Genomic DNA, 22,856 nt, shown 5'->3' on the forward strand with positions numbered 1-22,856 from the left:
ACACCCCCATGTATCGGCCAGCATCATCCTAATTTGAGAGCAAAACTGATACTAATGGTCATATCAAAAAAAGTCCTCCTACTCTTTGTAGGACTTGCCCTTTTTGTGACTTCCCTGGCTCAAACAAGGAAAATAACCGGAAAAGTCACAGGGCCTGACCAGCAACCGTTGGAAGGGGCAACGGTAGTTGTAAAAGGCCTCGGGCATGGGACCTCCACGTTGAAAGATGGTTCCTTCGTTATTAATGTACCGCAAGATGGTAAAGCACTGATTTTCTCTTTTACCGGGATGGAAATCCTGGAAGTACCCCTTACCGACAAAACCGCCATACAGGTTCAGCTGAAGGGGAAAGTATCTAAGCTGGATGATGTGGTAGTTATCGGGTATGGTACGCAGAAACGGCGTGACCTTACCGGCGCTGTTTCCACGCTCTCCTCAGCCGCCTACAAGGAGCAGCCTGTATTAAATGCTTCGTCTGCCATACAGGGCAGGGTAGCCGGCGTGTCCGTTACCAACAATTCCGGTGCACCCGGAGGATCGGTGAAGCTCCGTATCCGTGGTCCTAACTCCATCAATGGCGGCAACGACCCGCTTTATGTGGTAGACGGAGTAGCTTTGGGCAGCAACGGACTGGGTGATCTGAATGTGAACGACATTGCCTCTATGGAAGTACTCAAAGATGCTTCCGCTACTGCTGTTTACGGCTCAAGGGGCGCCAATGGGGTAGTGCTCATTACTACCAAAACAGGTTCCTCAGGAGTGCCCCGGATTGAATACAATGGCTTCCTCAGCTTCAACAGGCCCATGAAAAAATACAGCCTGATGGACCCTGTTACCTATGCGAAGATCGCTAATCTTACCTCCGGGGTGAATACCTTTCCCGATCCACAATCGTTTGCCGGCAAAGGAACGGATTGGCAGAGCATGATCTTTAGCAATTCCGTTACACAAAGCCACGAGCTGTCTGTAACCGGAGGCAAAGAAGGCGTGAAATACTATGTTTCCGGATTTTATATCGATCAGCAGGGGTTATTAGTGAACAGTAACCAGAAAAGATTTGGCTTCCGATCTAACCTGGATGTGAAGCTGACCAGCAGGCTCGACTTTGGGGTCAATGTTTATATGGCCAGGATCAATTCCCATAATAACGGAGACATGGGTAGCAAGGGCAACCCGGTAACGTCGGCACTGACCTGGGCCCCAACGGAACCGGTGTATAAAACTCCCGGGCAATACAACCGCTTCGGCATATCGCCTATCTGGCCAAATCCTTATATGACAATCAATGAAAGCAATAATGACAATTTTGCCAATGCAGGTGTTTTCAATGCCAGATTAAAATATGCGATCACCGACTGGCTGACTTTCACGACCAATGCCGCTTTGGATCTCAGAACAGCCAAGTCAGCTGCTCTTAGAAACGACTGGATCAGTCCGGGTAACCCGGGATCTTCCCAGGGCTCCACGGAAAGCTATACTTTCCAGAATAGTAATATCCTGACATTCCATAAAACCTTCGATAAGCACGATTTAACTGCTACCGCCCTGATGGAGGAATCTTCCAATAAATATAGTTACTTCAATGCTTCCGGCTCCGGACTGGCTTCCTTATCAAACGGATATTACAATCTCGGTTTGAATGCTTCCCAGTCTATTAATTCAGGCTATTCCAACTGGGCATTGCTGTCGTACATGGGGCGTGTTGCCTACAGTTACAACGATAAGTACCTGTTAACCGCCACCCTCAGGCGGGATGGATCTTCCAAGTTTCAGGGAAAAAACAAATGGAGCAATTTCCCTTCCTTTAGTGTAGGATGGAAGCTTTCCAATGAAAAATTTATAGAAGACCTGGGTGTGTTCTCCAATCTTAAACTGAGGGCAGGATGGGGTGTTACCGGTAACCAGGCTATTGATCCGTATAGTACGCTCGGCCTGTTGAACAGTGTGATCTATTCTTATGGTACCCCTAACGGATATCAGGGCTATACGCTGGGTAATCCGGCTACTCCGGACGTGAAATGGGAAACATCGAAACAGACAGATATAGGACTGGATATCGGGTTGTTGAATGGCAGGATCAATATTACAGCGGATTATTATAACAAGAATACCAGCGACCTGTTGCTTTTTACCAGGATCGCCAACTATGATGGTGGCGGATCTTACCTGAAAAATATAGGAAAGGTGAATAACAAAGGCTGGGAGTTTATGATAGAGGGCACGCCTTATAAAGGCGGGGCATTCACCTGGAACACCTCACTCAACCTTTCCTTCAACAAGAATAAAGTGATTAATCTTGGCAAAGACAGTTTGCTCGAAAGGAATGTTATTGGCTCCGGGTTCATCTCTGCGCCGATACAGGTGGTGAAAGTAGGAGAGCCAATGGGCGCATTCTACCTGATTCCGTGGGAAGGGGTGTACCAGTCGGATAATGGCATTTACAAAGCCGGTGATGCGAAGTACCGGGATGTAAGTGGCAACGGATCCATCGGGTTTGAAGACAGGGTGATTGCCGGATCAGCTACCCCCACGTTTATCTGGGGCTTTAATAACAGCTTCGCCTATAAGAATTTTGAGCTGAATATTTTTATCCAGGGTTCTCATGGCAATAAGATCTTCAATGCTACTTACGCATCTACTGCTATACCTACCAGTGATGTGAAATTCATTAACCTGGCAGATGCGGCCAATTACTGGACGCCTTCCAACTCAGGCTCTACCTGGGCTAATCCGGGAAGTAAGAATAAAAGCTGGGTAGAATCCACGCAATTTTTGCAGGACGGTGGTTATGTACGGTTAAAGAATATTAGTCTTTCTTATACGCTGCCCAAAGAGCTGCTCAAAGTGGTGGCTGCAAAGGTGTATGTGAGTGCGCAGAATATTGCCACCATCACAAAATACAAGGGATTTGATCCGGAAGCTACAACAGTAGGAGGTGATGTGGATGCGGGTATTGACCTGGGTGCTTACCCTTCCCCGAAAACGATCACGGTTGGGCTGCAAGTGAAATTTTAATCATCTCACGAATGCTTAAAGCTATCGACATGAAAAAAGTAATCAACTATACGATTGGCCGGCTGCTTCAGGTAACATTGGTCATGTTTTGCCTGACGTTAGCCTCCTGCAGTAAATTCCTCGATGAAACGCCAAAGGGGAGTATTACGCCGCAGAGCTTTTATAAAACGGCGAACGACCTGCAACTGGCGGAAACAGCGCTGGCCCTGCAATTCAATCTGGCCTTTAACCAGGTGACAGCGCCTTATTATGCGGGCGATGATATCGCATCAAAAAGAGCCGGCAACAAAATAGATTTTTCCGACTTCGATGTATTCAATGCCAACTCTTCCAACAGCAGGATGACTACCTGGTGGAATGCTTTTTATGGCACCATCAAATCAGCGAATTCGCTGCTGGCAAATTATAACAGTGCCACGGAAGCCACACCGGATCAGCGGAATAACGCGGGCGGCTATGCGTATTTTATGCGCGCCATCAGCTATTTCTATCTGACCAGAACCTGGGGAGAAGTGCCGATGCCGGTCGATAATACCATCATGGATAACCGGCCTAACGCCAAGGTAGCCGACATCTATGGGCTGATCGTCGGGGATCTTCAGAAGGCAGAAACCATGTTGCCGGATCATTGGACAGGCCCGGCGAAGCAGAATGGCGTGGATGTACTGCCTACAAAAGGTGCAGCAAAAGCGCTGCTGGCGAATGTATACCTGACAATGGCCGGCTGGCCGCTCAAGCAGGCAGACAAATATGCGCTGGCTGCTGCCAAGGCCAAAGAGGTGATCGATAATAAGGCTACCTGGGGATATACCATGCTGACGAATTTCGCGGATATATGGAAGTTCTCCAACCGGTTCAATACAGAAGCAGTATACGCCTGCTATTTCAACAAAACTACTCCCAATGCAACCTGGGGTAATGGAAATATGATGGCGCCCAATCCTTATGCCCCTGATTATGAAGAAGGAGGTTGGGAAGATGGTTTCGGAGAAATTTCATTCTATAACAGATTCCCTGCCGGGCCCAGGAAGGACGCAACGTACCAGAAAGATTACTATGTAAAGAATGATCCTGCTAATGTAGTAGACTGGCAACACACGCTGCAGAAGCACCCTTATTTTTTAAAGTATAGGGAAGACGACCAATACAACTGGGCCACCCATAAGGCGGGCGATTGGTGGAGTAGTGCTACGAGCTATATTATCCGTTATTCGGAAGTGCTGTTGACTTATGCAGAAGCGCAGGCCATGTCGGCCGGTCCTGATGCCAATGCGTACCTCGCCGTTAACCAGGTGCGGCAAAGAGCAGGATTGCTTCCGCTTACTCCCGGTTTATCCCAGACCGATTTCAGAGACGCTGTGGTGGCAGAAAGGGGATGGGAGTTTGCCGGCGAATTCGGCATCCGGTGGTTCGACCTGGTGAGAACAGAAACCGTACAGAAGGCCAACTCCCTAAGAGACGCAGGAGAAGTGCCGCTTATCAATCAGCCGTCTGATGCCAGTCATACTTATTATTGGGCGCCGATACCCTTTGTGAAATAATTGAGTAACCCATCACATAAACCAAATATTATGACGCACACAAAAAAGCTATCCACGGTATGCCTGGCACTGGCAGGAACAGTGCTGTTTTCATCCTGCAGTAAACAATCGCTTAAAACCAACATCAATGGTCAGCATAGCATGCTGGCAGCCGGTGCAACAACGGCCACAGCCCAGATGCTGACCAGCACCTGGGAAACGGTGACAGATGGCAGTTCATTTACCGATTATCCGAGTTTCGAAGCACAATGGAATTATCTTTATCCCTGGGGATCAGATCACAATGGTACGGCACGTATGTACGGGAGCAGTACCGATCATAGCCAGATCTATCTGAACGGAGATGGTTCGCTGACCCTCAAGGCCACGTATCATCCCGACAGTCTTCCCAGTAATAAATCACCGTATCCGCCTATTCACTATCATTCCGGTACGATCTATTCCAAACACCAGGTACTGATCGATTCTATCTATCCTTACTGGGAGATCAGCGTAGATCTTCAGGCGCCGACTGCTTTTGGCACCTGGCCGGCTTTTTGGATTACGGCCGTGAATACCTGGCCGCCTGAAAGTGATATCGTGGAAGTGAAAGGAAATACCTCCATCTGGCAGAATACCTATGATGGTAGCTGGCAGACCAGGTTAACGACAGTAGCCAATGCAGCTACTACCTGGCATCATTATAAAGGCGTATTTAACCGGGTGAAGAATACCGACGGATCCTGGTCTAACAGCGTAGAGTGCCAGTACTTCATCGATGGCGTGCTTACAGCTGCGCATGTGGGAAATAATTTTGCCAACGCCCCATTTTGGCTCATCATTGATCTGCAGATGGAGGAAGCCGGAGGTAGCCCCGGCCCGCAAACAGATACCTATTTCAAAGTGAAGAACGTGGTGATGCGCAGAGGTAAAACCCCCTTCGATCCCAACGCTTCCTACAAACTGGTAAATGTAAACAGCGGGCAGGTACTGGCTGTTCCAAGTGCTTCCACCACGCAGGGGGTGACGCTGATTCAATGGCCCTGGCTGGGAGGTAACGAGCAGCAATGGCAGATCGGAGATCTGGGTGGTGGCTACTATTCATTAACCAATCGTAACAGCGGACAGGTGGCGGATGTTAAAGGATCCTCCACTACGCAGGGCGCCTCGGTGATACAATGGCCTTCTACCGGTGGTAATAACCAGATGTGGCAGATAGCGAGAGTAGGAAGCGGGATTTACAACTTCAAAAACCGTAACAGCGGAATGGCATTGGATATGGCCAATGCTTCCAAAGCCCAGGGAGATACGGCAATACAATGGCCTTATCAGTCGGGCAGTAATCAGCAATGGCAGATCATTAGCCAGCAGTAATATGATCAGATACCTTTATTTGAATGCCGGTCGTCCTCTTTCGAGGCGGCCGGTTTCAGGTTTATCAATGAATATTTTCGATGCTATAACGGACGGATACCAGTCCGGTCTCATATGTTTTACTTTCCAGCAGCCTGAGCTTACGCCTGCCATGCTGTTCGCGGAATAAGGGCTTACCGCTGCCAAGCAATATCGGGTGTACAGACATCCACAATTCATCCACCAGTCCCTCCTTCATCAGGGCATCATATAGGGAAGCGCCTCCAAATAACCAGATGTCTTTCCCCGGCTGATTTTTTATTTTTCGTGCCTCCGCCATACTATCTCCCGAAATCAGTACAGCACCTTCTTTTACTGATGTTAACGTGCTGGAAAATACATATTCTGTCAACACCGGCATTCCTGCTATAGCCTCTCCCTGCTGTTGCATCATTTCATAACTTTTACGGCCAATGAAAATAGCATCAATGCGCTCAAAAAATTCTTTTAATCCATAGTCCTGATCTGTAAAGCACCAGTCGTACTCGCCATTAGGTCCTTCAATAAATCCATCCAATGTTATGGCCAGGCCCAATATTAGTTTTCGCATACTGTTCATTTTTATATTGCAAAAATAGCCGGACGCCATTACGATTAATTGTATAAAACGGACATCAATATAAAATATGCGGGTCCAGTGCTACCTGACCAGGTGTGTAACCTGTATAGTCTTTGTAATCGCGGATAAAGTGTGCCTGGTCATAATAGCCGCTTTTGTGTGCAACTTTCGTAAGAGAAAATGCCGGATATTTTTTCAGATGATCAAGTGACAGTATGAACCTGGAAACACGCAGATATTCTTTAGTCGACAAACCAACATTTTGCTGAAACTTTCTTGAAAGATGGCGCTGGCTGAGGCCGACATCACCGGCGAGTTTTTCCACAGGTATCAATCCCCCTGACAATCGTACCTGCCTCAGACAATGTGCTATCTGAAAATCATCTTTACTATTGGCGAGTTCTTTCAGCAGATACTTTTGTACCAGGCTTACACGCATTTCATTATTGACGGATCCTGCTATTTTTTCTTCTATCTCTGCTGCCATATCATCCCATATATCAGCCAGGGCGGTAGTAGTATCGGATAGTGCGTGCATGGGAATTTGAATAAACCTGTGCGCCAGGCCCGGATAGCAACAAATGGCAATTACCCCGGCCCCCTTCCGCATTTGCACATCCATAGGCCGGCTCATCCGAAAAGTAACGATACTACGGTTGTGCAACTCACCACCAATGATGGCTACAGGCGTACTTGTATAATTCAAAAACAGCTCTACACAGGCGTCGGGCAACACACGAATATGACGCACGTCTATATCATCGTCGCACTCCATGGTGCAAATCAGTTTTATATATGGCTGCAAAGCAGGGATGATATCGTAAGATTGTATATGCATACCCGGCAAATATAGATAATAGTTGACCGGTAAATTGCAAAACAAAAAAGCCTTTAAATCTTTCGATTCAAGGCTTTTTTTATGGTGTTGATTTCAGGGTACAATTTTCAGGCCTCAGGCTTTACAATTGCCACCGCCAAAGTTCATGATATTCGGATTGTCTGTTCCATTAAGTCTCTCCAATACATATTGGTAAACCGGCAGCTGATGTGCGCATGCGGCGCCGGTTTTTACCAGCGGATACTTTGTTGAATCAATCTGATAGCCGTTGGCTACCTGTGTATAGATGTTAACGCCGTTTTCGAAGTACTGCGGAAGGTTGGGAACAACATCCGGCACATTATATATCCGGCTGTTTTCAGCTATATTTTTATTGTAGGTATCGGTAAAGGCGGCATTACCTGTCATCGGTGATGCATAAGTATACACGCTGAGGTCCATGCCTTTACCCAGGCCAACAGTTACAGCGGCGGCATAATAAGTTGCCAGCGCAGCTCCCAGGCTATGGCCTGCAATTACTGTTTGTACTTTTGGAGCATCCGGCATTACAAGCGCCGGATCAGCTGCAACAATTTTTAACAGGAGGGGTACAATCTGTGTGCTGGAATCGGGCGGAGATACAATCAGGCCAGATTCATACAGATCGTAAAAACCGGATGGAACCAATGCTTTGTTGTTAAACTCCTTGAATGCAGTGGGAACGAAAAAGGCGTCGGCAATAGCTTCAAGTATGGTTTCTGTACCACGAATGGCGATTACATAGTCCCGGGTGCTCTTGTGCTGTGCTATGTAGCCATAATACACCAGATCTATTTTTCCGGGAATAAGAAGGTCATTCATCTGTACATTGTACAATACATTGTATTCTTTCAGAAAGTTAGGGTCTACCAGCGCCTGGTAGGCCTTGTTGTTGCAGATATCCTTGTACGCCTGTATGGAAGGATTAAGTTGTGCAGGCTTGTCCTTGTTCTGTACAGCCTGTTTGTAGAGAAGGTCTGCCAGGTTAGTCAGTTTGGCGTACTGAACGGCGTCTGCCAGTGAAACGGATAAAGGCTTGATTGCAGTTTCCATAGAAAAGTGGTTTTGAGGGTGGAAAAATGAATTGATGCCTGAGGGTGCTAAAACAATCTGTTGAATAATGATTAGGAGTCCAATTTAAAGTAATTTTTTATTATTCCAATGTTATGATTTTAATGTTCAGCAGGCCTTCCCCTTTCACACTTAATTTGTATGAAACACTTCTTCCATGCTGCTCCAGGTTTCGCTATTCCTGGCTGCATCTGGCAATGGAAGCTGCAGGGGAGCCGTTTCTTTCCACCAGCGCTGAGTGGTGGTATCTGCAGCCATTTTTTTCATGTCCGCCGCAAAGTCGCTGCCGGTATATTCCCAGTAGCTGAACAGGTAAGGCTTACCATCTATTTCTTTCAGGTAAATAGAATAATTCCGGATATTACATTCGCTGATTTTCTTCAGTACGCCCGGCCATGCAGCTGCGTGCAGCTGTTTATAATAGGCGACCTTATCCGGCTTCAGCCCTGTTACCATTCCATACCTTACTGCTTTTTTTGCCCCGTTACCCGGAGTGGCAGAGGGCCCACAGGCCCCCAGCATCACAGCGGCGAAAAGGAAAAGAATTATTTTACTATACATAGATCAAAATGTGTTCTCTTGAACAGGAATCATTTCATCACCGGGATGGACTCAGTGTTTCCATCCATCTCTGCCTCAATAACATACTCAGGTTGTCCATTCAGCTCAGCAGGAAGCGCCAGCTGCCAGGTATCACCAGTTGCTGCTACAGGTACAGCATGGCCATTCAGGGTACGTGCCTGCAGTATTTTGATACCTTGTATAGATTTTAACGATATTTCGGAAAGATGAGTATTCAGTACATGTATGAATAGCGTATTGCCTTTCCTGGTGGTTGCATAATTGTCAGTTGGTTCGTAAGGCCCTCCTTTGGTGCCATAAATGGCTTTACCATTTATTTTCAGCCAGGCGCCAATTTCTTTCAGACGTTTTATTTGTCTGGCTTCAATCCGGCCATCCGGCATCGGGCCAATGTTCAGCAGCAGATTACCATTGCCTCCGGCTGCTTTGGAGAGAATAGCCAGGCATTTTTCCAGTGGTTTCATTTGATCATTCGGCTTCCACGACCATTGCTGGCAGAGCGTGAAGCAGCTTTCCCAGGGAGTAGTCAGGTTTAACCGGCCAACTACCTGTTCAGGAGTGTCGTAATCGCCCACCATTTTTGTTACATCAATATTCTTATTTTCCATCGCCGCAAATTCTTTCCCCAGCCTGTTATTGGTAATAATACCCGGTTTCAGCCGGGTAACATAGGCGTAAATATCTTTACCCATTTCGTTTGTCCAGGGCTTCTCCCACTGGCCGTCAAACCACAGCATATACGGATCGTATTGTTCAATCAACTCCTTCAGCTGATTCTTCATGAAAACAACATACTTACCCATATCTGCAGTAGGATCAGGCTGGCTGTTATGTGCGGAGTGAATAGGATAATCCGGGTGATGCCAATCCAATACGGAATAATAAATGCAAAATTTGATGCCCTGTTTTTTACAAGCCACCTGTAACTGCCTTAAAATATCTTTCCTGTAAGGAGTGTTGGAGATGTTATAATCGGTGTATTTCGTAGGCCATAAGCAGAACCCGTCGTGGTGGCGGGCTGTAATAGTCAGATACTTCATCCCGGCCTCTTTGGCTGTTTTTACCCAGGTATCCGCATCAAAAAGCACCGGGTTAAATTCTTTATATAAACTGTCATAATCGTTTTTAGATACCTCTTTATCGCGGCTCCAGCCAATTTCGGTGCCTCGCAGGCTAACGGGCCCCCAATGCACAAACATGCCAAAACGATTGTTCATGAACTGGCTGATGGCATTGGCTTTAGCCGGCGACTGCGCATGTGCGCATATCATGCTGATCAATAATAACAGGGAGGAGAAAATGCTTTTTGTTTTCATAATCATGTAATGAGTTTAATAGTTCTGTTGAAGTCTGTTTTCAACACTTATCTGAATATCCAATATAGTAGTGCCATGATGCCAATCAATAATCCAGCAAGGAACTTATAGTTGCCTATTCCGCGCCAACCGCTGGATTGCAGCGGTTCAGCAATAGAAGTCCAGTAAAGTTTGCTACTGCCGGATGTTTGTTGCGATGGGAACAGAAAAGAGAGCCCCACCTGCAATATAAGGCAGATGCAGAACAGGTAGAAGGCCATTACCATGAAAGGTATACTGCCAATGGCGGAAGAACTGCCTCCGAGTTTACCTGCTGCAAATACGGCCGCCCCCAGCAATGATCCCAGCCACAGCGTGTATTGTGCCGCTTTGGCCGAAGCTTTTTTCCAGAAAATACCCAACAGGAATACACAGGTGATAGGAGGGGCGATGTGTGCAATGATATCGTTGATCCCGGCGAAAAGACTCGTATACCTGTTCAGCAAAGGAAGCAGCATCAGCGAGATACCCAGTGCGATGCCCGCCGTCCACCTGCCTACCGTCACCAGTTGTCTATCTGTTACGTCAGGTTTAAACCGTTTGTAAATGTCATAGCTGGCCAATGTGCTGATGGAGTTCAGGGCGCCGGCAATCTGGCTCATCAGGCCGGAAAGCAATGCCGCTACCAGTATGCCCACCAGCCCTTTGGGTACCAGCTGGGTGATCATCACAGTATAAATGCCTTTGGTATCCGGGACCCGCAGCCCGTCTTTTTCAATTACCGGGAGGCTGCTGAGGTCCAGCACATGTGTTTTGTAAAGTACGTATGCGAAAATACCCGGCAGTACAAACAGGAAAACAGGCAGGATTTTTATGAACCCGCAAAATAAAGCTCCTACGCGGGCATGATTCTCATCCCGGGCGCCGAGCACCCGCTGAACGATGGTTTGATCGGCACACCAGTACCATATACCCAATACAGGATATCCGAGAAATACGGCTACCCAGCTCATGCCACTGCTGTCGCCTGCCGGCCTGATCATGCTCAACTTGTTCATCTCGTGCTGTGCGGAAAGAACCTCCTTCATGCCATGCCATCCGCCGGCCTTGTTCCAGGAGAAACAGGTGATAATAATGGCGCCGGTAATCAGTACTATACTCTGAATGGTTTCTGTTACCACAACAGCCCTCAGCCCTCCGATAATGGTATATAATCCTGTGAATAATGCAATAGCTACAATGCTGTAGTACATATTTATACCAAACAACGTTTCCAGAACAATTCCGCCCGCCAGGAAGGAAAACGCGATATGGATAATCATTGCAGACAGGATGGAAACAAATGCCAGCCAGTTACGGCAAGCCGGATTATATCTTTTTTCCAGGAAATCCGGCAGGGTAGATATCCCGGATTTTATATAAAATGGTACAAAAAACAGCGCCAGTAACACCAGGGTAAAGGCTGCCATCCACTCGAAGTTCCCGTTGAGCAGGCCGGTGTCGAATCCGCTTTGAGCAAGGCTTACCAGGTGCAGGCAGGAAATGTTTGTTGCAAACAGCGCCAGCCCGATCATTGGCCATCTTAATGTTTTACCCGCCAGGAAGTAATCTTTACTGGTAGTAGATGCTTGTTGGTTGCTTTTCCTTTTGCCGCTCCATAAGCCTATGGTAACAATAAAGAGGATATAGGCAACCGTAATAACTGTATCAATATTAACATTCATATGGCATTTTTTAGCAGGGCTATCCTTCGTACAAATCGCAGCTGCTGCCAGCTTCCTGTGGTGTTACATATACTCCGTTCTGTATGCAAACAGGATTTACAAAATATTGCCGCAGGTGAGGGATATGTTCCAGGAACAGCGCCTCGTGTCCCATAGCAATATGATTGAACAGTACCAGGTGCTGATGCAGTTGGCCCATATCGCCCACATGCGGCACCACAGGAACGCCAAATTTCTTACAAAGTAAGCTGATCGTTATAAACTCGCTTACGCCGCCAACCCGAACGGCGTCGACCTGTATGAAAGATGCGCAACCGGTTTGCAGGTAATTCTTAAACAGGATGCGGTTAGGAACATGCTCACCCAATGCCAGTTTCATAGGTGCAATGGCTTCTGCCAGTTTTTGATGCGCCAGCAGATCATCCGGATGGGTAGGCTCTTCTATCCAGTAAGGATTAATTTTCTTCAATTCTTTGCAGATGGAAATAGCTTGCGGCAGGTTCCACTGCTGGTTTGCATCCAGCATTACAGTGGTAGCATCGCCGGCAACTTCCCTGACAATATTGGCGCGATGTATATCCCGCTGAGCATCCGGAGAACCTACTTTTAATTTGAGTGCTGTAAAACCGGCATCTATTGCCTTCTTACAATTGTCTCTGATTTGTTCATCACCGTAGTTAAACCAACCAACAGAAGTGTCGTAGCCAGGATAACCATTTTCGATGATTTTCTCCCGCAAATGTTTGCTGCTCCTTTGTTCTTCCAGCATAGCAATAGCTTCTTCCCTGGTAAGAACATCTTCCAGGTACGACAGATCCAATGTATTTACGATGGCCTCAGGAGACAAGCCAGTCAGTAATTTCCATAGCGGGAGCCCGCGCGTCTTAGCCCACAAATCGTAACAGGCATTCGTTACACTTGCCAGGCCCAGGTGTACAACACCCTTATGCGGCCCCAGCCATCTGTATTGTTGTTCGTTGGACATGCGATTGAACCAGCTTCCGAAATCACTCATCAATTCTTCGATATCTGCTCCGGCCAATTTTTCAGCATAGAATTTTGCGGCCTGGCAAACCAGCTCATTGCCGGCGCCTACAGTAAAAGCGAGTCCGGTGGCCCTGCGTCCGGCATCATCGGCCAATTGTGTTACAGCATAAGAATATTGCGGATCTTTATGAATAGCATCGCTACCGGCGCCCGTGGAAAGTTGGAAGCGCCTGTCGCTCACGTGAACAGTTGATATCACAAGGAAGTTTTTAAGTTATAGTATAGTTCTGTATCCGAGTTCTGCTCCTCCGCTTACCGGTAATATGCACCCCGTAATAAACCGGGCAGCATTACTCAACAGAAATGTGGCCGCGTCGGCAATTACATCTGCTTCAGGTAATGCACCAAGAGGGTGGAGGTGGTCCAGGTATTGCTGAATAGCTGCGCTGTTTGGCTGCTCCTGTCCCCATTTTTTGAGCGCAGGAGTACTAACTGCGGCAGGACTGATAGCGTTCACCCGAATCGAATAGGGGGCATAATCCAGTGCCATCGCTTTGGTGAGCGCATTTACGGCGCCTTTGGTGGCAACATAGGCGGCGTGGTTGTCCTGGCCAATGGTCCCCACCATCGAGCTTGTGTTTAGTATGGCGCCCTTTGTCTTTTTCAGATGTGCTATGCCATGCCTGGTTGTAAATAGCATGCTTTTCAGGTTAACCGACATCAGCCGGTCCCATTCACTGTCGCTGGTATCATGCAGTGGTACCGACGGATGCGTAATGCCTGCATTGTTATGAATGGCGTCGATCCGGCCGTATTTTTCAATCATCAATGCGATGGCCGTCTGAACTGTCGCCTCTAGTGAAACATCGCCTGTGAAAACGCTATGGTTGCCTGGCAGTTCGGTAATCTTTGCCGGCAAATCAGGGTTCAGGTCAATTATGCAGATACTGGCGCCATTGCTTGCATAGGCCTTTGCGCATTCCCAGCCAATTCCATCGGCGCCTCCTGTTAGCAGGATGATTTTATTTTCCAACATGCCCTGATTGTTTTCCTAAAGCAAATTTAGTTTGATTACTTTCGGATTGTTGCGCTTGAAATGATTATTATTGGGCGTATATTAGCTATATTTTGCTATTTATCTTGTAATTATGTAAATATGAAGCCTGTTTATGCTAAAATTCTGGAGGGATTGGAAAATGAAGTGTACGCCACCCGTTTTATTGACCGGCCATATTTTACGACTGAATTTCATTTCCATGAAGAATGCCAGATCACTTATATCGTTGAGAGTGCCGGACATAAGGTGATAGGTGATTGTGTGGAAGATTTTGAACCCGGCGAATTAACTTTCCTGGGCGCTCATATTCCGCATGTTTGGTACAACTCACCTGCTACTACAGCTGCTTTGAAGAACAGGGAAGCCGCACGTTCTGTGGCATTGTTCTTTCATCCGGATAAACTCATTTCTTTATTGGCGCCTTTGCTGGACGTGAGCAGGCTGCAGGCATTATTTGAGGAGGCGAGGCGTGGGATGAAGTTTTACGGAAAGACAAAAGAAGCGTTACGGGATTTGTTGTTGCGCATGTCGCGGGAAAAGCAGGGGCTTTCCAAAGTGATCCTTTTACTGGAATTACTGCAGGTGCTATGCAGCACTAAGAAGTATAAGTTGCTGGCCGGGGCAGGGTATACCAACACTTATACTAACCGCGATAACCTGAAAATGGATAAAGTGTTCAGGTATGTATTTGATAATTATTCCGCTGAAATAAGGCTGGATATGGTGGCCAGCCTGGCGTGTATGAATAAACAGGCTTTTTGCCGTTATTTCAAAAGCCGTACGCAGAAAACGTTTATAGATTTTGTTAACGAAGTACGTATTACCCAGGCCTGTAAATTATTGGTGGACGATCAATATGCTATCGGCACAATTGCTTTTCAGTGCGGATTTAACAGCCTGACGAATTTTAACCGGTTTTTCAAAAAGATGAAAGGCATTGCTCCGCGGGAGTATAGAACGCAATTGCAGTTGAAGGAGTCCTGAGAAATATTTACCTGTTGATAGCAGTATACTATTTGTTGCGCTTGAAAATATTGTCTTATATTGTTCGTTTGGTTCCTTTATCTGTATTGTTGAAAAAAGCTGTATATGTACGATATAAAAATACAATCTCCGTTTACCCGGTTCCCTGTTGCTTATCCTGACTGCAATACAGAGAAAGCAATAGCCCTGTACCAGGAGATAGATTGGGCTGGGCTTTACCAACAGATTGAGGCCAGCGGAAGTAGCCCTGAAAATCCGTTTTATTTTTTTGAAATAAACCGGCAAAATAATCTCGGGGAAAAAGAAACGCTTTGTATTTCCGGATGTATGTGGGGGCATGTAGGAATCGGATATATGCGGCCGAAGATGGAACGCAGGGGATTTTTTAAGAAGAAAGATGTGCTCAATCCTAATTTTAGCACACAAATGGATGGTATGGATACTACGTTTGCATTGACCTGTCTGGATGCTTTTATAAAAGGAAATAGCGGTTTCCTGGAGCAAAACCTGTACAATAAGGAAGAGGATTGATTCGGGTATCGAGACGCGTGTAAAAGGTGATTTGATTCGGACGGAGACTTCGTACGACGACAAATGACTATAGAAGAATCAATTGGATATTCTTAAAAAAACTATATTCAGAATTTTGAATAATGAAATAATTATGTACATTTGCATCCCGTTCAACGGGAAACACCGGAATTTTTCGGGACGTAGCGCAGCCCGGTAGCGCACTTGCATGGGGTGCAAGGGGTCGCTAGTTCGAATCTAGTCGTCCCGACGAAAAAGGCCTTACGATAGCAATATTGTAAGGCCTTTTTTATTGTATTACTATTACTCTTTTTGCCTGAATTTGAAAAAAGTGTGTATTTGTTTCAAGGGGCAATAACTCGTCTGCGTTATAAAAAAGGAGGGATTTATGAGTACCATTACGTTGCAAATACCTGAAAAGGTTGATCTTGACCCAAGAGAAACCGCCAGATTTTTGGCTGCAAAACTTTATGAGATAGGCCGCCTGTCGCTGGGCCAGGCAGCGGAACTGGCAGGCCTTTCTAAAGTTGCCTTTTCCGAAGTATTAGGTGACTATGATGTATCGTTAATTAACCATCCTATCTCCGATATCCAGAAAGATGCTGCAAAAATATAATCTGGTTTGAGGCTATTACATAAAGTGTGTCAGCAAAAAGTTAAACAACTTTTTACTGACACACTTTATGTAATAGCCTCGAAGACTTGCAACTGCGTGAAGTAAAAGCCTATATGTATATCATAGTTTAATTTAGAGTTGCAAAAAATGGTTTACCTGGTTCGGTGAACTTTTCGCAAAAAACTATCTCTCTGATCCCGGAGGAAGGGTGGGACGAAGAAGCCGCTGGTTCGAATCCAGTCATCCTGACGATAACTGAAAAGAGCCTTCAAATCCAACGATTTGAAGGCTCTTTTCAGTTATGAATTTGCTCTTTAAGATAATTATTTGAGCTGGGTGGTCTTAAAAGGCTGACAATATTCTAGCAGTAAGACTCTTTGGTTTTTTATACTGTTTTCATATATGCCCATATAAGGTATAATTGTATTTTCGCTTGTCCTAAATTCAAGGCCATCAAATCTATCTTCAATTGCTGTAGTTCCATCTCCTAGTGTTATGTTTTTATAAGATTTATATTTTTTTTTTAACTCCGTTATTAATTTACCATAATGCGCGTTCATTATTTCTTCTGAAGAGCAATGATACTCCACAAATGTTCGTAATACTTTATAGCTTTTTTGTTCAACCACTGATGAGTCGGAGCAAATTAATAGGCCAATTACGATAGAATCGCATGAGTTACGAATGCTTTCAGTGGTGATAACTTTCGTTTTATAAATAGTTTTGAATTTAGTGGTTCTGGAGTTTATCTCTTGGAAAGTATTTGTATGCTTTATATAATCCAATTGTTTTTCAATATTGCTTTTATATGGTATGAACAGAAACTGCTTTGTAATCAAATCAGTTTGCGCATTACAAGAGATGTTAAGCAACAGAAAAAATATTATTAAAAAGTATTTCATGGGTTATGAATAAAAAAAATATCTTGTTAGAACGTCACTCCCGTTCGGATTTTAGCTGTTTATGGTAATTTATTTATTGAACGTCTTAATATATACGCAAACTGTTGAATTTCCAATAAATCTTTTATAAAGAGGTTAGACAATTGTCTAGCCATCCCGACAAAAAAAGGCCTTACGATAGCAATATTGTAAGGCCTTTTTTATTGTATTACTATTACAGATTTAGTTCAATCTCTTTAGGCGCAGCCAGATTTTTTTGAAAAAAATCCAACAAGATATTTTTGAAGGTTTCTTCCCGTCTTTCAATATCCTCTTTTATCCAGTCATTTTTGGGATAGTTACCCAGCTCTATAACAGCTGCAATCTTCGACTCTCGATACCGTTCTTTCTTTTTCCCAAAATAACCGTTTCCTGCCTGGATGTTCAGTTTTTTTTCAAAAACTATTTTATTCCCAAATTTGTTAAGATACTGCTGTGCTTCACTCTCTTCCCAGCCATTATAATTTGTATTTTGCCATTTTTGAGGAAAAATGTGTTCAATATCGAATCCCCAATCAATTACATCTTTTTGATTTGAATGCTGATAGGCGTGCAATAAGAGAAGGCCACGAGAAAGTTTCGCTGATGCGTGGTTTTCTATCCGGTTTTTAAACTCATGATCCAATTCGTATTCAAGTTCGAACTCATTGTCATGTTGAATCGAAATGCCCGCCTGGTATATATCATCTTTGATGGCATTCACAGTAGGTAAATCTATGAATTTCGCAAAAAGGAATGCCGTAAGTTTTTGAAGAAAGGTTGCAAAATTTTTTGAAAAAGACGCCCCCCTGTTCTTTAAATAATATACGGAAATAGCGTATTTCCAATATTCATTCGGATAATTGAATAAACAATGAATATACTTCCAGGCTTCTGTGTCAATCTCGTAATCCGGAGATTCCTTTTGCCAGCCATTATCTGAATTGATAGTGTGCCAGAAATCTGCCAGGGATATAATGTCCTCTATTAACCCGATGTCTTTTAGTCTTGCATATGAGTCTTTTGAATAAAAATTTCTAAGCCCTACTTCCTTTGTCTTATCCTTCGCTCTCGCTCTTAGTACATGTGTATAGTACCTAAATACATCATCTATAGACATGGATGATTCTTTACATGTAGCTGTTAATTCTTTCCAGGTATTTGTAAATTCTTTCCGGGCTTCAGCAGTACGGCGGTGTTTGTAAATCTGCGCTTTGAAAATGTCAGAATCGGTAAGTGGCAACCCCCGATCGTTAAGCGTGGAAAAAATAGTAAGGGCTGTTTCCTGCCTGTCGCATTCTATGGGAAGTACAATACATTTTTTAAGAATGGTTATGCATAACTGCTTCCATTGCATTGGGCTTGTTGTTGCATATTTATCACATTGGCGTTTAAAGAATCGGTAATTAGAAGAGTAATTATCATCTGCATCCTCCCTTGTATATCCAGTTTCCAAAATAGAATGAAACACATTGTTGTCATTTGCTGTAGCAACTTCAGAAATAATGTGAATTTTTGTTTTGTCTGAAACTTTTTGAGATAGTTCGTTAATATCCCATAGGCAGGGAGCTATCTGGTTCTTGAGCCCAATAACATCTTCATCGTCTATCATATCTTCTAACTTTCTATAAAAAGCACGAAGCAGTAGAAAGAAAGAAGTAATACGCTGTTGTCCATCAATAATCTCCAAATTCATGTCGTCATTTACAAAAGAAACGATAGTTCCAAGAAAATAATCAGCGCCTGTATGTGCTTCTGTTTGCAAAAAGTTTTCAATATCATTCCATAAGGTTTCGCATTTTTCAATATCCCATTTGTAGGGCCGCTGATAATCAGGAATAATGAATCTCTTCCCCTGCATGTCTCCTAATAGTTTGCTGATATTTTTTTTGCTTACGTGTAACTCTGCCATAGTATAGTAGGGTTAAATTGATTTTAGATTTTTAAGGGTGCATATTATACTGGTTTCTTTCAGTATTTGATGTATGAGTCTCGGCACCACACCCATGTACTCCTTCATGTCCTGGTTCTTTGCCTGTTAATGGCTTCCAAAGAATAAAAATAATGCCCGGTGATAAACCTATCTAGATCCAACCTCCATTGCAAGGTGGTAGGGAATACCGAAAATAGATGTTTTATGGAAAATTAAGAAATGTACCATGCTGTTTCACTAACGAACTAAAGAGTGTGTTTAATAAGCTGGAATACACTATAACCTTTAATAAAGCAGTTACCCCAATCAGCATATTTGTTTGCTCAGCCATACGCAAGCCTGAATTCTCCCCGCTTTTTCAAAAAAACACCAGAAATATCCTCAAACGGAGATATTTTTTATATCTTGATCCGCTATCCAAATAGCTAGTTATAGTATCTTAAAACACACAGTGATTAAATGATTAAATTCCCACTTACGCTGGTATGTTCTCTTACAGCACTAATCCTGGTAAAACCGTTTTCGGGGTATGCTCAGAAAGCCCCCGCTGAATTAACCATCACAAAATTTTCCGGCCCGGCCATTACCCCCAGTCCCGCTTGCCTGGCGGTAGCGCCTACCGGAGAAGTATTTGTTGGGGTAGACATGATAGGTTCGCTTGGCAAAGATCCGGGGAAAGGCCGGATACTCAAACTGGTCGACACAGATAATGACGGCAAAATGGACCGGCATACTGAATTTGCCATGGTAGATAACCCACGGGGAATCATCGTAATGGGCAACCAGGTTTTTGTATTGCACACCACTTTTTCTAATGAAACAGGGAAAGCCACAGGTATGGCCCTGGTGGTTTTTGAAGATAAAGATGGTGATGGAAAGGCCGACGGGCCTCCCAAACCACTTATTGAGCACCTCAGTAATACTAAATACATCCAGGAGCGGGGAACGGATCATGCTACCAATGGCATCCGGATGGGTATTGATGGTTGGATATATATTGCAGTGGGCGACTTTGGATTTCATGATGCTATCGACCGTTCCGGTAAAAAGCTGACAATGCTTGGCGGAGGTATCATAAGGGTACGCCCTGATGGTACCGAAATGGAAATATTTACACATGGTACACGTAACGTATATGATGTAGCTATTGATCCGTACATGAATATCTTTACGAGAGAAAATACCAATGACGGCGGAGGATGGAACGTACGGTTTTCGCACCATATCCAATCCGGAGAATACGGATATCCGGTATTGTTTCAGCATTTTACCGATGAAATATTACCTGCGCTGGCCGACCTCGGAGGAGGCTCGGGTACAGGCGCCTTGTTTATGTCGGAACCTAACTGGCCGGAGAAATATAATAACGTTCCTATGATGGCCGATTGGGGTAGAAGCATGCTTTACATTCATCGGGTAAAACCTGATGGGCCTACGTTTACACAAAAGGAAGAAGATTTTATTGCGCTGCCACAGATCACAGATCTGGATGTTGATGGGTCTGGCAGACTTTACCTCTCCGCCTGGGATGGCGCCGGGTACTCCGGTAGTGATACTATTGGTTTTGTAGTTCGGGCGGTGCCTAATGATTGGAGTTACAAGGCATTTCCGGATCTGGCCAAAGCTTCTGTAGACGAACTGGTTAACCTGCTTAAGTCGCCCAGCGCCGTCGCCAGGTTAAATGCCTCCCAGGAGCTGCTTCAGCGGGGTAACCAGGAGGGATTTACGGCTGCTTTGAAGATGGCGTCTGATGCACAGTTGCCGCTATACGCCCGTGTAGCTGGCCTCTATACATACGCACAAGCTTCCGGCAAAGCCGGTATTCCGGCTTTAGTTACGTTGACAAAGGATCCGGCCATGAAGGAACACGCATTGCGTGCCCTGGCCGATCGCAAAGGCATCCTGGACGACGTTCCTGAACAACCGTTCCTGGATGCACTGAACGACCCGTCACCGCGCGTTCACGCTGCCGCTATAGTAGGATTGGGACGCTTAGGTCGTATCGAATCAGCTACCGCTTTGCTACAAACGAAAGTGCCTGCGTCATTTGTTGCGCCTGTGAAAGATAAGGAAGGACCACATGCCACTCCTAATGCAGCTATTGTGCTACCTCATCTCGCAGTGCGGGCGCTTTTGGAGCTGAACGCAGTGGATGCCGCAATAGCAGCTGTCAACGGACCTGATGCTACCCTTGCTTTATGGACTTTGCGCTATATGCATGATGAAAAGGCAGTGAACGGATTGATAGCGGCATACAAACGTTCGAAAGACGAAAAGCTGAAAAAGCAAATCCTGACTACGTTAGCCCGCTTGTACAAAAAAGAAGAAGTCTATGATGCCTCCTGGTGGTGGGGAACCCGGCCCGATTCACATGGGCCCTACTACAAAGCCGTACTTTGGGCAGGATCGCCCATGATCGAAAAATTCCTTAAACAAGAGGCGGTGAAAGCAGGCCCCACTCATATGGAACTTTTCAGGGATCTTGATGCCCGTCATAGAATGGAGATCGCGGCATTTGCGCCACTTAAAAAAGCGGAACCGGTTGCTGTAAAAGAACCTAAAGTAGACCTGGAGAAAATAAAAAGCAAAAAAGGACAGGTCGGCAAATCATCTATTGAAGATGTACTGCTGGCGGTGAAACAATTAAAAGGAGATCCTGCTAAAGGAAAAATATTGTTCAGCAACCAGGGCTGTGTTGCCTGTCATAGTCTTAGCAGAAGCGAAAAGATGAAAGGGCCATTTATGGGGCAGATTGGCTCTATTATGAACAGGGAGCGTATCGCAGAATCCATCCTTAAACCCAATGCCTCTATTTCCCAGGGATTTGCAACGGTTACCATCACAGCCAAAGGCAATAAGTCCTACGTAGGATTTATAACCGAAGAAACGGCCGCCAGGGTGGTGATGAGAGATATTACCGGAGAGGTATATACCGTTAATACAGCAGATATCCTGACTCGCAAGGAACTAAAAACATCCATGATGCCAACAGGGCTTGCCAACGCATTATCGTTTGAAGAGTTTGCATCACTGGTTAGCTTCCTGGAGAAACAAAAAAAATAAAACAGGATATTCTTTTCTTTAAATTTTATATAGAAACGAAAGAGATCCCAACCAGTCTGCAAAGACCTTGCAATTATTGCAAGGTCTTTGTATTTGTATAAACCGGCAACATTTCACCGGTGATAGCGAGTGATGTCACAGACCGAAATCGCCATCCGGGCGCTCATAAAATAAGTCACATTCTCCCCCTTAATTTGTCATTATTGCACATATACACCTATCTGTCATTACTGTATTTTTGGATAAATCAATACTATGACAAAGAACAAATTAATAAGAATGGACAATGTCGGCATTGTTGTAGAATCGCTCGATAATGCCATCCCTTTTTTCATGGAGTTAGGCCTAAAGCTTGAAGGACGGGGCACCATTGAGGGGGAATGGGCCGGTAGCGTTACCGGACTGGGCGATCAATGTGTAGAGGTGGCCATGATGGTTACGCCTGATGGGCACAGTCGTTTGGAACTTTCGCAATTTCTCCGCCCAACTGTAGTTTCAGACAACCGCATGGCCCCCGTGAACGCACTTGGTTATTTGCGTGTCATGTTCACGGTTAAAGACATTGACGAGATGGTATCCAGGCTCAGCAAACATGGCGCTCAGCTCGTTGGCGAAGTGGTGCAGTATCAGGACACATACCGGCTGTGCTACATTCGTGGGGCAGAAGGGATTCTGATTGGTCTGGCAGAAGAACTAGGTAATAAATAAATTCAAACAAATGCCTCAAACA

18 protein-coding genes and 1 tRNA gene are annotated in these 22,856 nt (G+C 45.1%); 9 read left to right on the forward strand and 10 right to left on the reverse strand.

Going from position 1 to position 22,856, the window contains the following annotated elements; all coding sequences use genetic code 11:
- Positions 1 to 54 precede the first annotated feature (54 nt).
- Genes UNH61_RS09750 through UNH61_RS09760 form a run of 3 tightly spaced genes read left to right on the forward strand, consistent with a single transcriptional unit; the run spans position 55 to position 5,909 of the window.
- Positions 55 to 3,015 (forward strand): TonB-dependent receptor, encoded by a 2,961-nt coding sequence (locus UNH61_RS09750; RefSeq protein ID WP_326991905.1) that lies wholly within the window; start codon positions 55 to 57, stop codon positions 3,013 to 3,015.
- Positions 3,016 to 3,044: 29 nt separating this feature from the next.
- Positions 3,045 to 4,556 carry a RagB/SusD family nutrient uptake outer membrane protein gene (locus tag UNH61_RS09755; protein WP_326991906.1) on the forward strand — a complete coding sequence of 504 codons (1,512 nt, stop codon included), beginning with the start codon at positions 3,045 to 3,047 and terminating at the stop codon, positions 4,554 to 4,556.
- A 30-nt stretch (positions 4,557 to 4,586) separates the two neighbouring features.
- Positions 4,587 to 5,909 carry an RICIN domain-containing protein gene (locus tag UNH61_RS09760; protein ID WP_326991907.1) on the forward strand — a complete coding sequence of 441 codons (1,323 nt, stop codon included), beginning with the start codon at positions 4,587 to 4,589 and terminating at the stop codon, positions 5,907 to 5,909.
- 64 nt (positions 5,910 to 5,973) lie between these two features.
- On the opposite strand, the gene UNH61_RS09765 is transcribed toward UNH61_RS09760, so the two are convergent.
- The 8 genes from UNH61_RS09765 to UNH61_RS09800 form a co-directional block, all read right to left on the reverse strand.
- The gene (locus tag UNH61_RS09765; protein ID WP_326991908.1) at positions 5,974 to 6,498 is read right to left on the reverse strand and encodes a dihydrofolate reductase family protein; all 525 of its coding nucleotides are present in this window, start codon (positions 6,496 to 6,498) and stop codon (positions 5,974 to 5,976) included.
- A 64-nt stretch (positions 6,499 to 6,562) separates the two neighbouring features.
- Positions 6,563 to 7,345, reverse strand: coding sequence for a helix-turn-helix domain-containing protein (locus tag UNH61_RS09770; RefSeq protein WP_326991909.1), 783 nt, complete (start codon positions 7,343 to 7,345; stop codon positions 6,563 to 6,565).
- A 114-nt stretch (positions 7,346 to 7,459) separates the two neighbouring features.
- A complete protein-coding gene (locus tag UNH61_RS09775; RefSeq protein WP_326991910.1) occupies positions 7,460 to 8,416 on the reverse strand; it encodes a lipase family protein in 957 nt (318 codons plus the stop codon).
- 150 nt (positions 8,417 to 8,566) lie between these two features.
- A complete protein-coding gene (locus UNH61_RS09780; RefSeq protein ID WP_326991911.1) occupies positions 8,567 to 8,995 on the reverse strand; it encodes an L-rhamnose mutarotase in 429 nt (142 codons plus the stop codon).
- 29 nt (positions 8,996 to 9,024) lie between these two features.
- Entirely contained in the window at positions 9,025 to 10,338 is a 1,314-nt protein-coding gene (locus UNH61_RS09785; protein ID WP_326991912.1) for an alpha-L-fucosidase, read from the reverse strand.
- 41 nt (positions 10,339 to 10,379) lie between these two features.
- The gene (locus UNH61_RS09790) at positions 10,380 to 12,035 is read right to left on the reverse strand and encodes a sodium:solute symporter (protein WP_326991913.1); all 1,656 of its coding nucleotides are present in this window, start codon (positions 12,033 to 12,035) and stop codon (positions 10,380 to 10,382) included.
- A 19-nt stretch (positions 12,036 to 12,054) separates the two neighbouring features.
- Positions 12,055 to 13,281: an enolase C-terminal domain-like protein gene (locus UNH61_RS09795; RefSeq protein ID WP_326991914.1), complete on the reverse strand. Its 1,227-nt coding sequence runs from the start codon at positions 13,279 to 13,281 to the stop codon at positions 12,055 to 12,057.
- A gap of 15 nt (positions 13,282 to 13,296) precedes the next feature.
- Positions 13,297 to 14,058 carry an SDR family oxidoreductase gene (locus tag UNH61_RS09800; protein WP_326991915.1) on the reverse strand — a complete coding sequence of 254 codons (762 nt, stop codon included), beginning with the start codon at positions 14,056 to 14,058 and terminating at the stop codon, positions 13,297 to 13,299.
- 120 nt (positions 14,059 to 14,178) lie between these two features.
- On the opposite strand from UNH61_RS09800, the gene UNH61_RS09805 reads away from it, so the two are divergent.
- The 4 genes from UNH61_RS09805 to UNH61_RS09820 all read left to right on the forward strand — a co-directional run bounded on the left by UNH61_RS09805 (position 14,179) and on the right by UNH61_RS09820 (position 16,210).
- Positions 14,179 to 15,063: an AraC family transcriptional regulator gene (locus UNH61_RS09805; protein WP_326991916.1), complete on the forward strand. Its 885-nt coding sequence runs from the start codon at positions 14,179 to 14,181 to the stop codon at positions 15,061 to 15,063.
- Positions 15,064 to 15,168: 105 nt separating this feature from the next.
- Positions 15,169 to 15,594, forward strand: coding sequence for a hypothetical protein (locus UNH61_RS09810; protein ID WP_326991917.1), 426 nt, complete (start codon positions 15,169 to 15,171; stop codon positions 15,592 to 15,594).
- A gap of 176 nt (positions 15,595 to 15,770) precedes the next feature.
- Positions 15,771 to 15,844: transfer RNA gene (locus UNH61_RS09815), tRNA-Pro, on the forward strand.
- A gap of 138 nt (positions 15,845 to 15,982) precedes the next feature.
- The gene (locus tag UNH61_RS09820; protein WP_326991918.1) at positions 15,983 to 16,210 is read left to right on the forward strand and encodes a UPF0175 family protein; all 228 of its coding nucleotides are present in this window, start codon (positions 15,983 to 15,985) and stop codon (positions 16,208 to 16,210) included.
- Positions 16,211 to 16,533: 323 nt separating this feature from the next.
- Here the strand turns inward: UNH61_RS09820 and UNH61_RS09825 are convergent, their stop codons facing one another.
- Together UNH61_RS09825 and UNH61_RS09830 are read right to left on the reverse strand one after the other, a co-directional pair.
- Positions 16,534 to 17,112, reverse strand: coding sequence for a hypothetical protein (locus UNH61_RS09825; RefSeq protein WP_326991919.1), 579 nt, complete (start codon positions 17,110 to 17,112; stop codon positions 16,534 to 16,536).
- 214 nt (positions 17,113 to 17,326) lie between these two features.
- Positions 17,327 to 19,042, reverse strand: a complete 1,716-nt coding sequence (locus UNH61_RS09830) for a DUF262 domain-containing HNH endonuclease family protein (protein WP_326991920.1) — start codon at positions 19,040 to 19,042, stop codon at positions 17,327 to 17,329.
- 480 nt (positions 19,043 to 19,522) lie between these two features.
- Between UNH61_RS09830 and UNH61_RS09835 the strand changes: the two genes are divergently transcribed.
- The gene (locus tag UNH61_RS09835; protein ID WP_326991921.1) at positions 19,523 to 22,126 is read left to right on the forward strand and encodes a hypothetical protein; all 2,604 of its coding nucleotides are present in this window, start codon (positions 19,523 to 19,525) and stop codon (positions 22,124 to 22,126) included.
- Between the two features lie 255 nt (positions 22,127 to 22,381).
- A complete protein-coding gene (locus tag UNH61_RS09840; RefSeq protein ID WP_326991922.1) occupies positions 22,382 to 22,834 on the forward strand; it encodes a VOC family protein in 453 nt (150 codons plus the stop codon).
- Positions 22,835 to 22,856: the final 22 nt, after the last annotated feature.

The sequence above is a fragment of the Chitinophaga sp. 180180018-3 genome (genome assembly GCF_037893185.1).
GTDB lineage: Bacteria > Bacteroidota > Bacteroidia > Chitinophagales > Chitinophagaceae > Chitinophaga.

Coding starts and splice junctions, on each gene's coding strand:
- UNH61_RS09750 (WP_326991905.1), top strand. CDS start 55: ATGGTCATATCAAAAAAAGTCCTCCTACTCTTTGTAGGACTTGCCCTT.
- UNH61_RS09755 (WP_326991906.1), top strand. CDS start 3,045: ATGAAAAAAGTAATCAACTATACGATTGGCCGGCTGCTTCAGGTAACA.
- UNH61_RS09760 (WP_326991907.1), top strand. CDS start 4,587: ATGACGCACACAAAAAAGCTATCCACGGTATGCCTGGCACTGGCAGGA.
- UNH61_RS09765 (WP_326991908.1), bottom strand. CDS start 6,498: ATGCGAAAACTAATATTGGGCCTGGCCATAACATTGGATGGATTTATT.
- UNH61_RS09770 (WP_326991909.1), bottom strand. CDS start 7,345: ATGCATATACAATCTTACGATATCATCCCTGCTTTGCAGCCATATATA.
- UNH61_RS09775 (WP_326991910.1), bottom strand. CDS start 8,416: ATGGAAACTGCAATCAAGCCTTTATCCGTTTCACTGGCAGACGCCGTT.
- UNH61_RS09780 (WP_326991911.1), bottom strand. CDS start 8,995: ATGTATAGTAAAATAATTCTTTTCCTTTTCGCCGCTGTGATGCTGGGG.
- UNH61_RS09785 (WP_326991912.1), bottom strand. CDS start 10,338: ATGATTATGAAAACAAAAAGCATTTTCTCCTCCCTGTTATTATTGATC.
- UNH61_RS09790 (WP_326991913.1), bottom strand. CDS start 12,035: ATGAATGTTAATATTGATACAGTTATTACGGTTGCCTATATCCTCTTT.
- UNH61_RS09800 (WP_326991915.1), bottom strand. CDS start 14,058: ATGTTGGAAAATAAAATCATCCTGCTAACAGGAGGCGCCGATGGAATT.
- UNH61_RS09805 (WP_326991916.1), top strand. CDS start 14,179: ATGAAGCCTGTTTATGCTAAAATTCTGGAGGGATTGGAAAATGAAGTG.
- UNH61_RS09810 (WP_326991917.1), top strand. CDS start 15,169: ATGTACGATATAAAAATACAATCTCCGTTTACCCGGTTCCCTGTTGCT.
- UNH61_RS09820 (WP_326991918.1), top strand. CDS start 15,983: ATGAGTACCATTACGTTGCAAATACCTGAAAAGGTTGATCTTGACCCA.
- UNH61_RS09825 (WP_326991919.1), bottom strand. CDS start 17,112: ATGAAATACTTTTTAATAATATTTTTTCTGTTGCTTAACATCTCTTGT.
- UNH61_RS09830 (WP_326991920.1), bottom strand. CDS start 19,042: ATGGCAGAGTTACACGTAAGCAAAAAAAATATCAGCAAACTATTAGGA.
- UNH61_RS09835 (WP_326991921.1), top strand. CDS start 19,523: ATGATTAAATTCCCACTTACGCTGGTATGTTCTCTTACAGCACTAATC.
- UNH61_RS09840 (WP_326991922.1), top strand. CDS start 22,382: ATGACAAAGAACAAATTAATAAGAATGGACAATGTCGGCATTGTTGTA.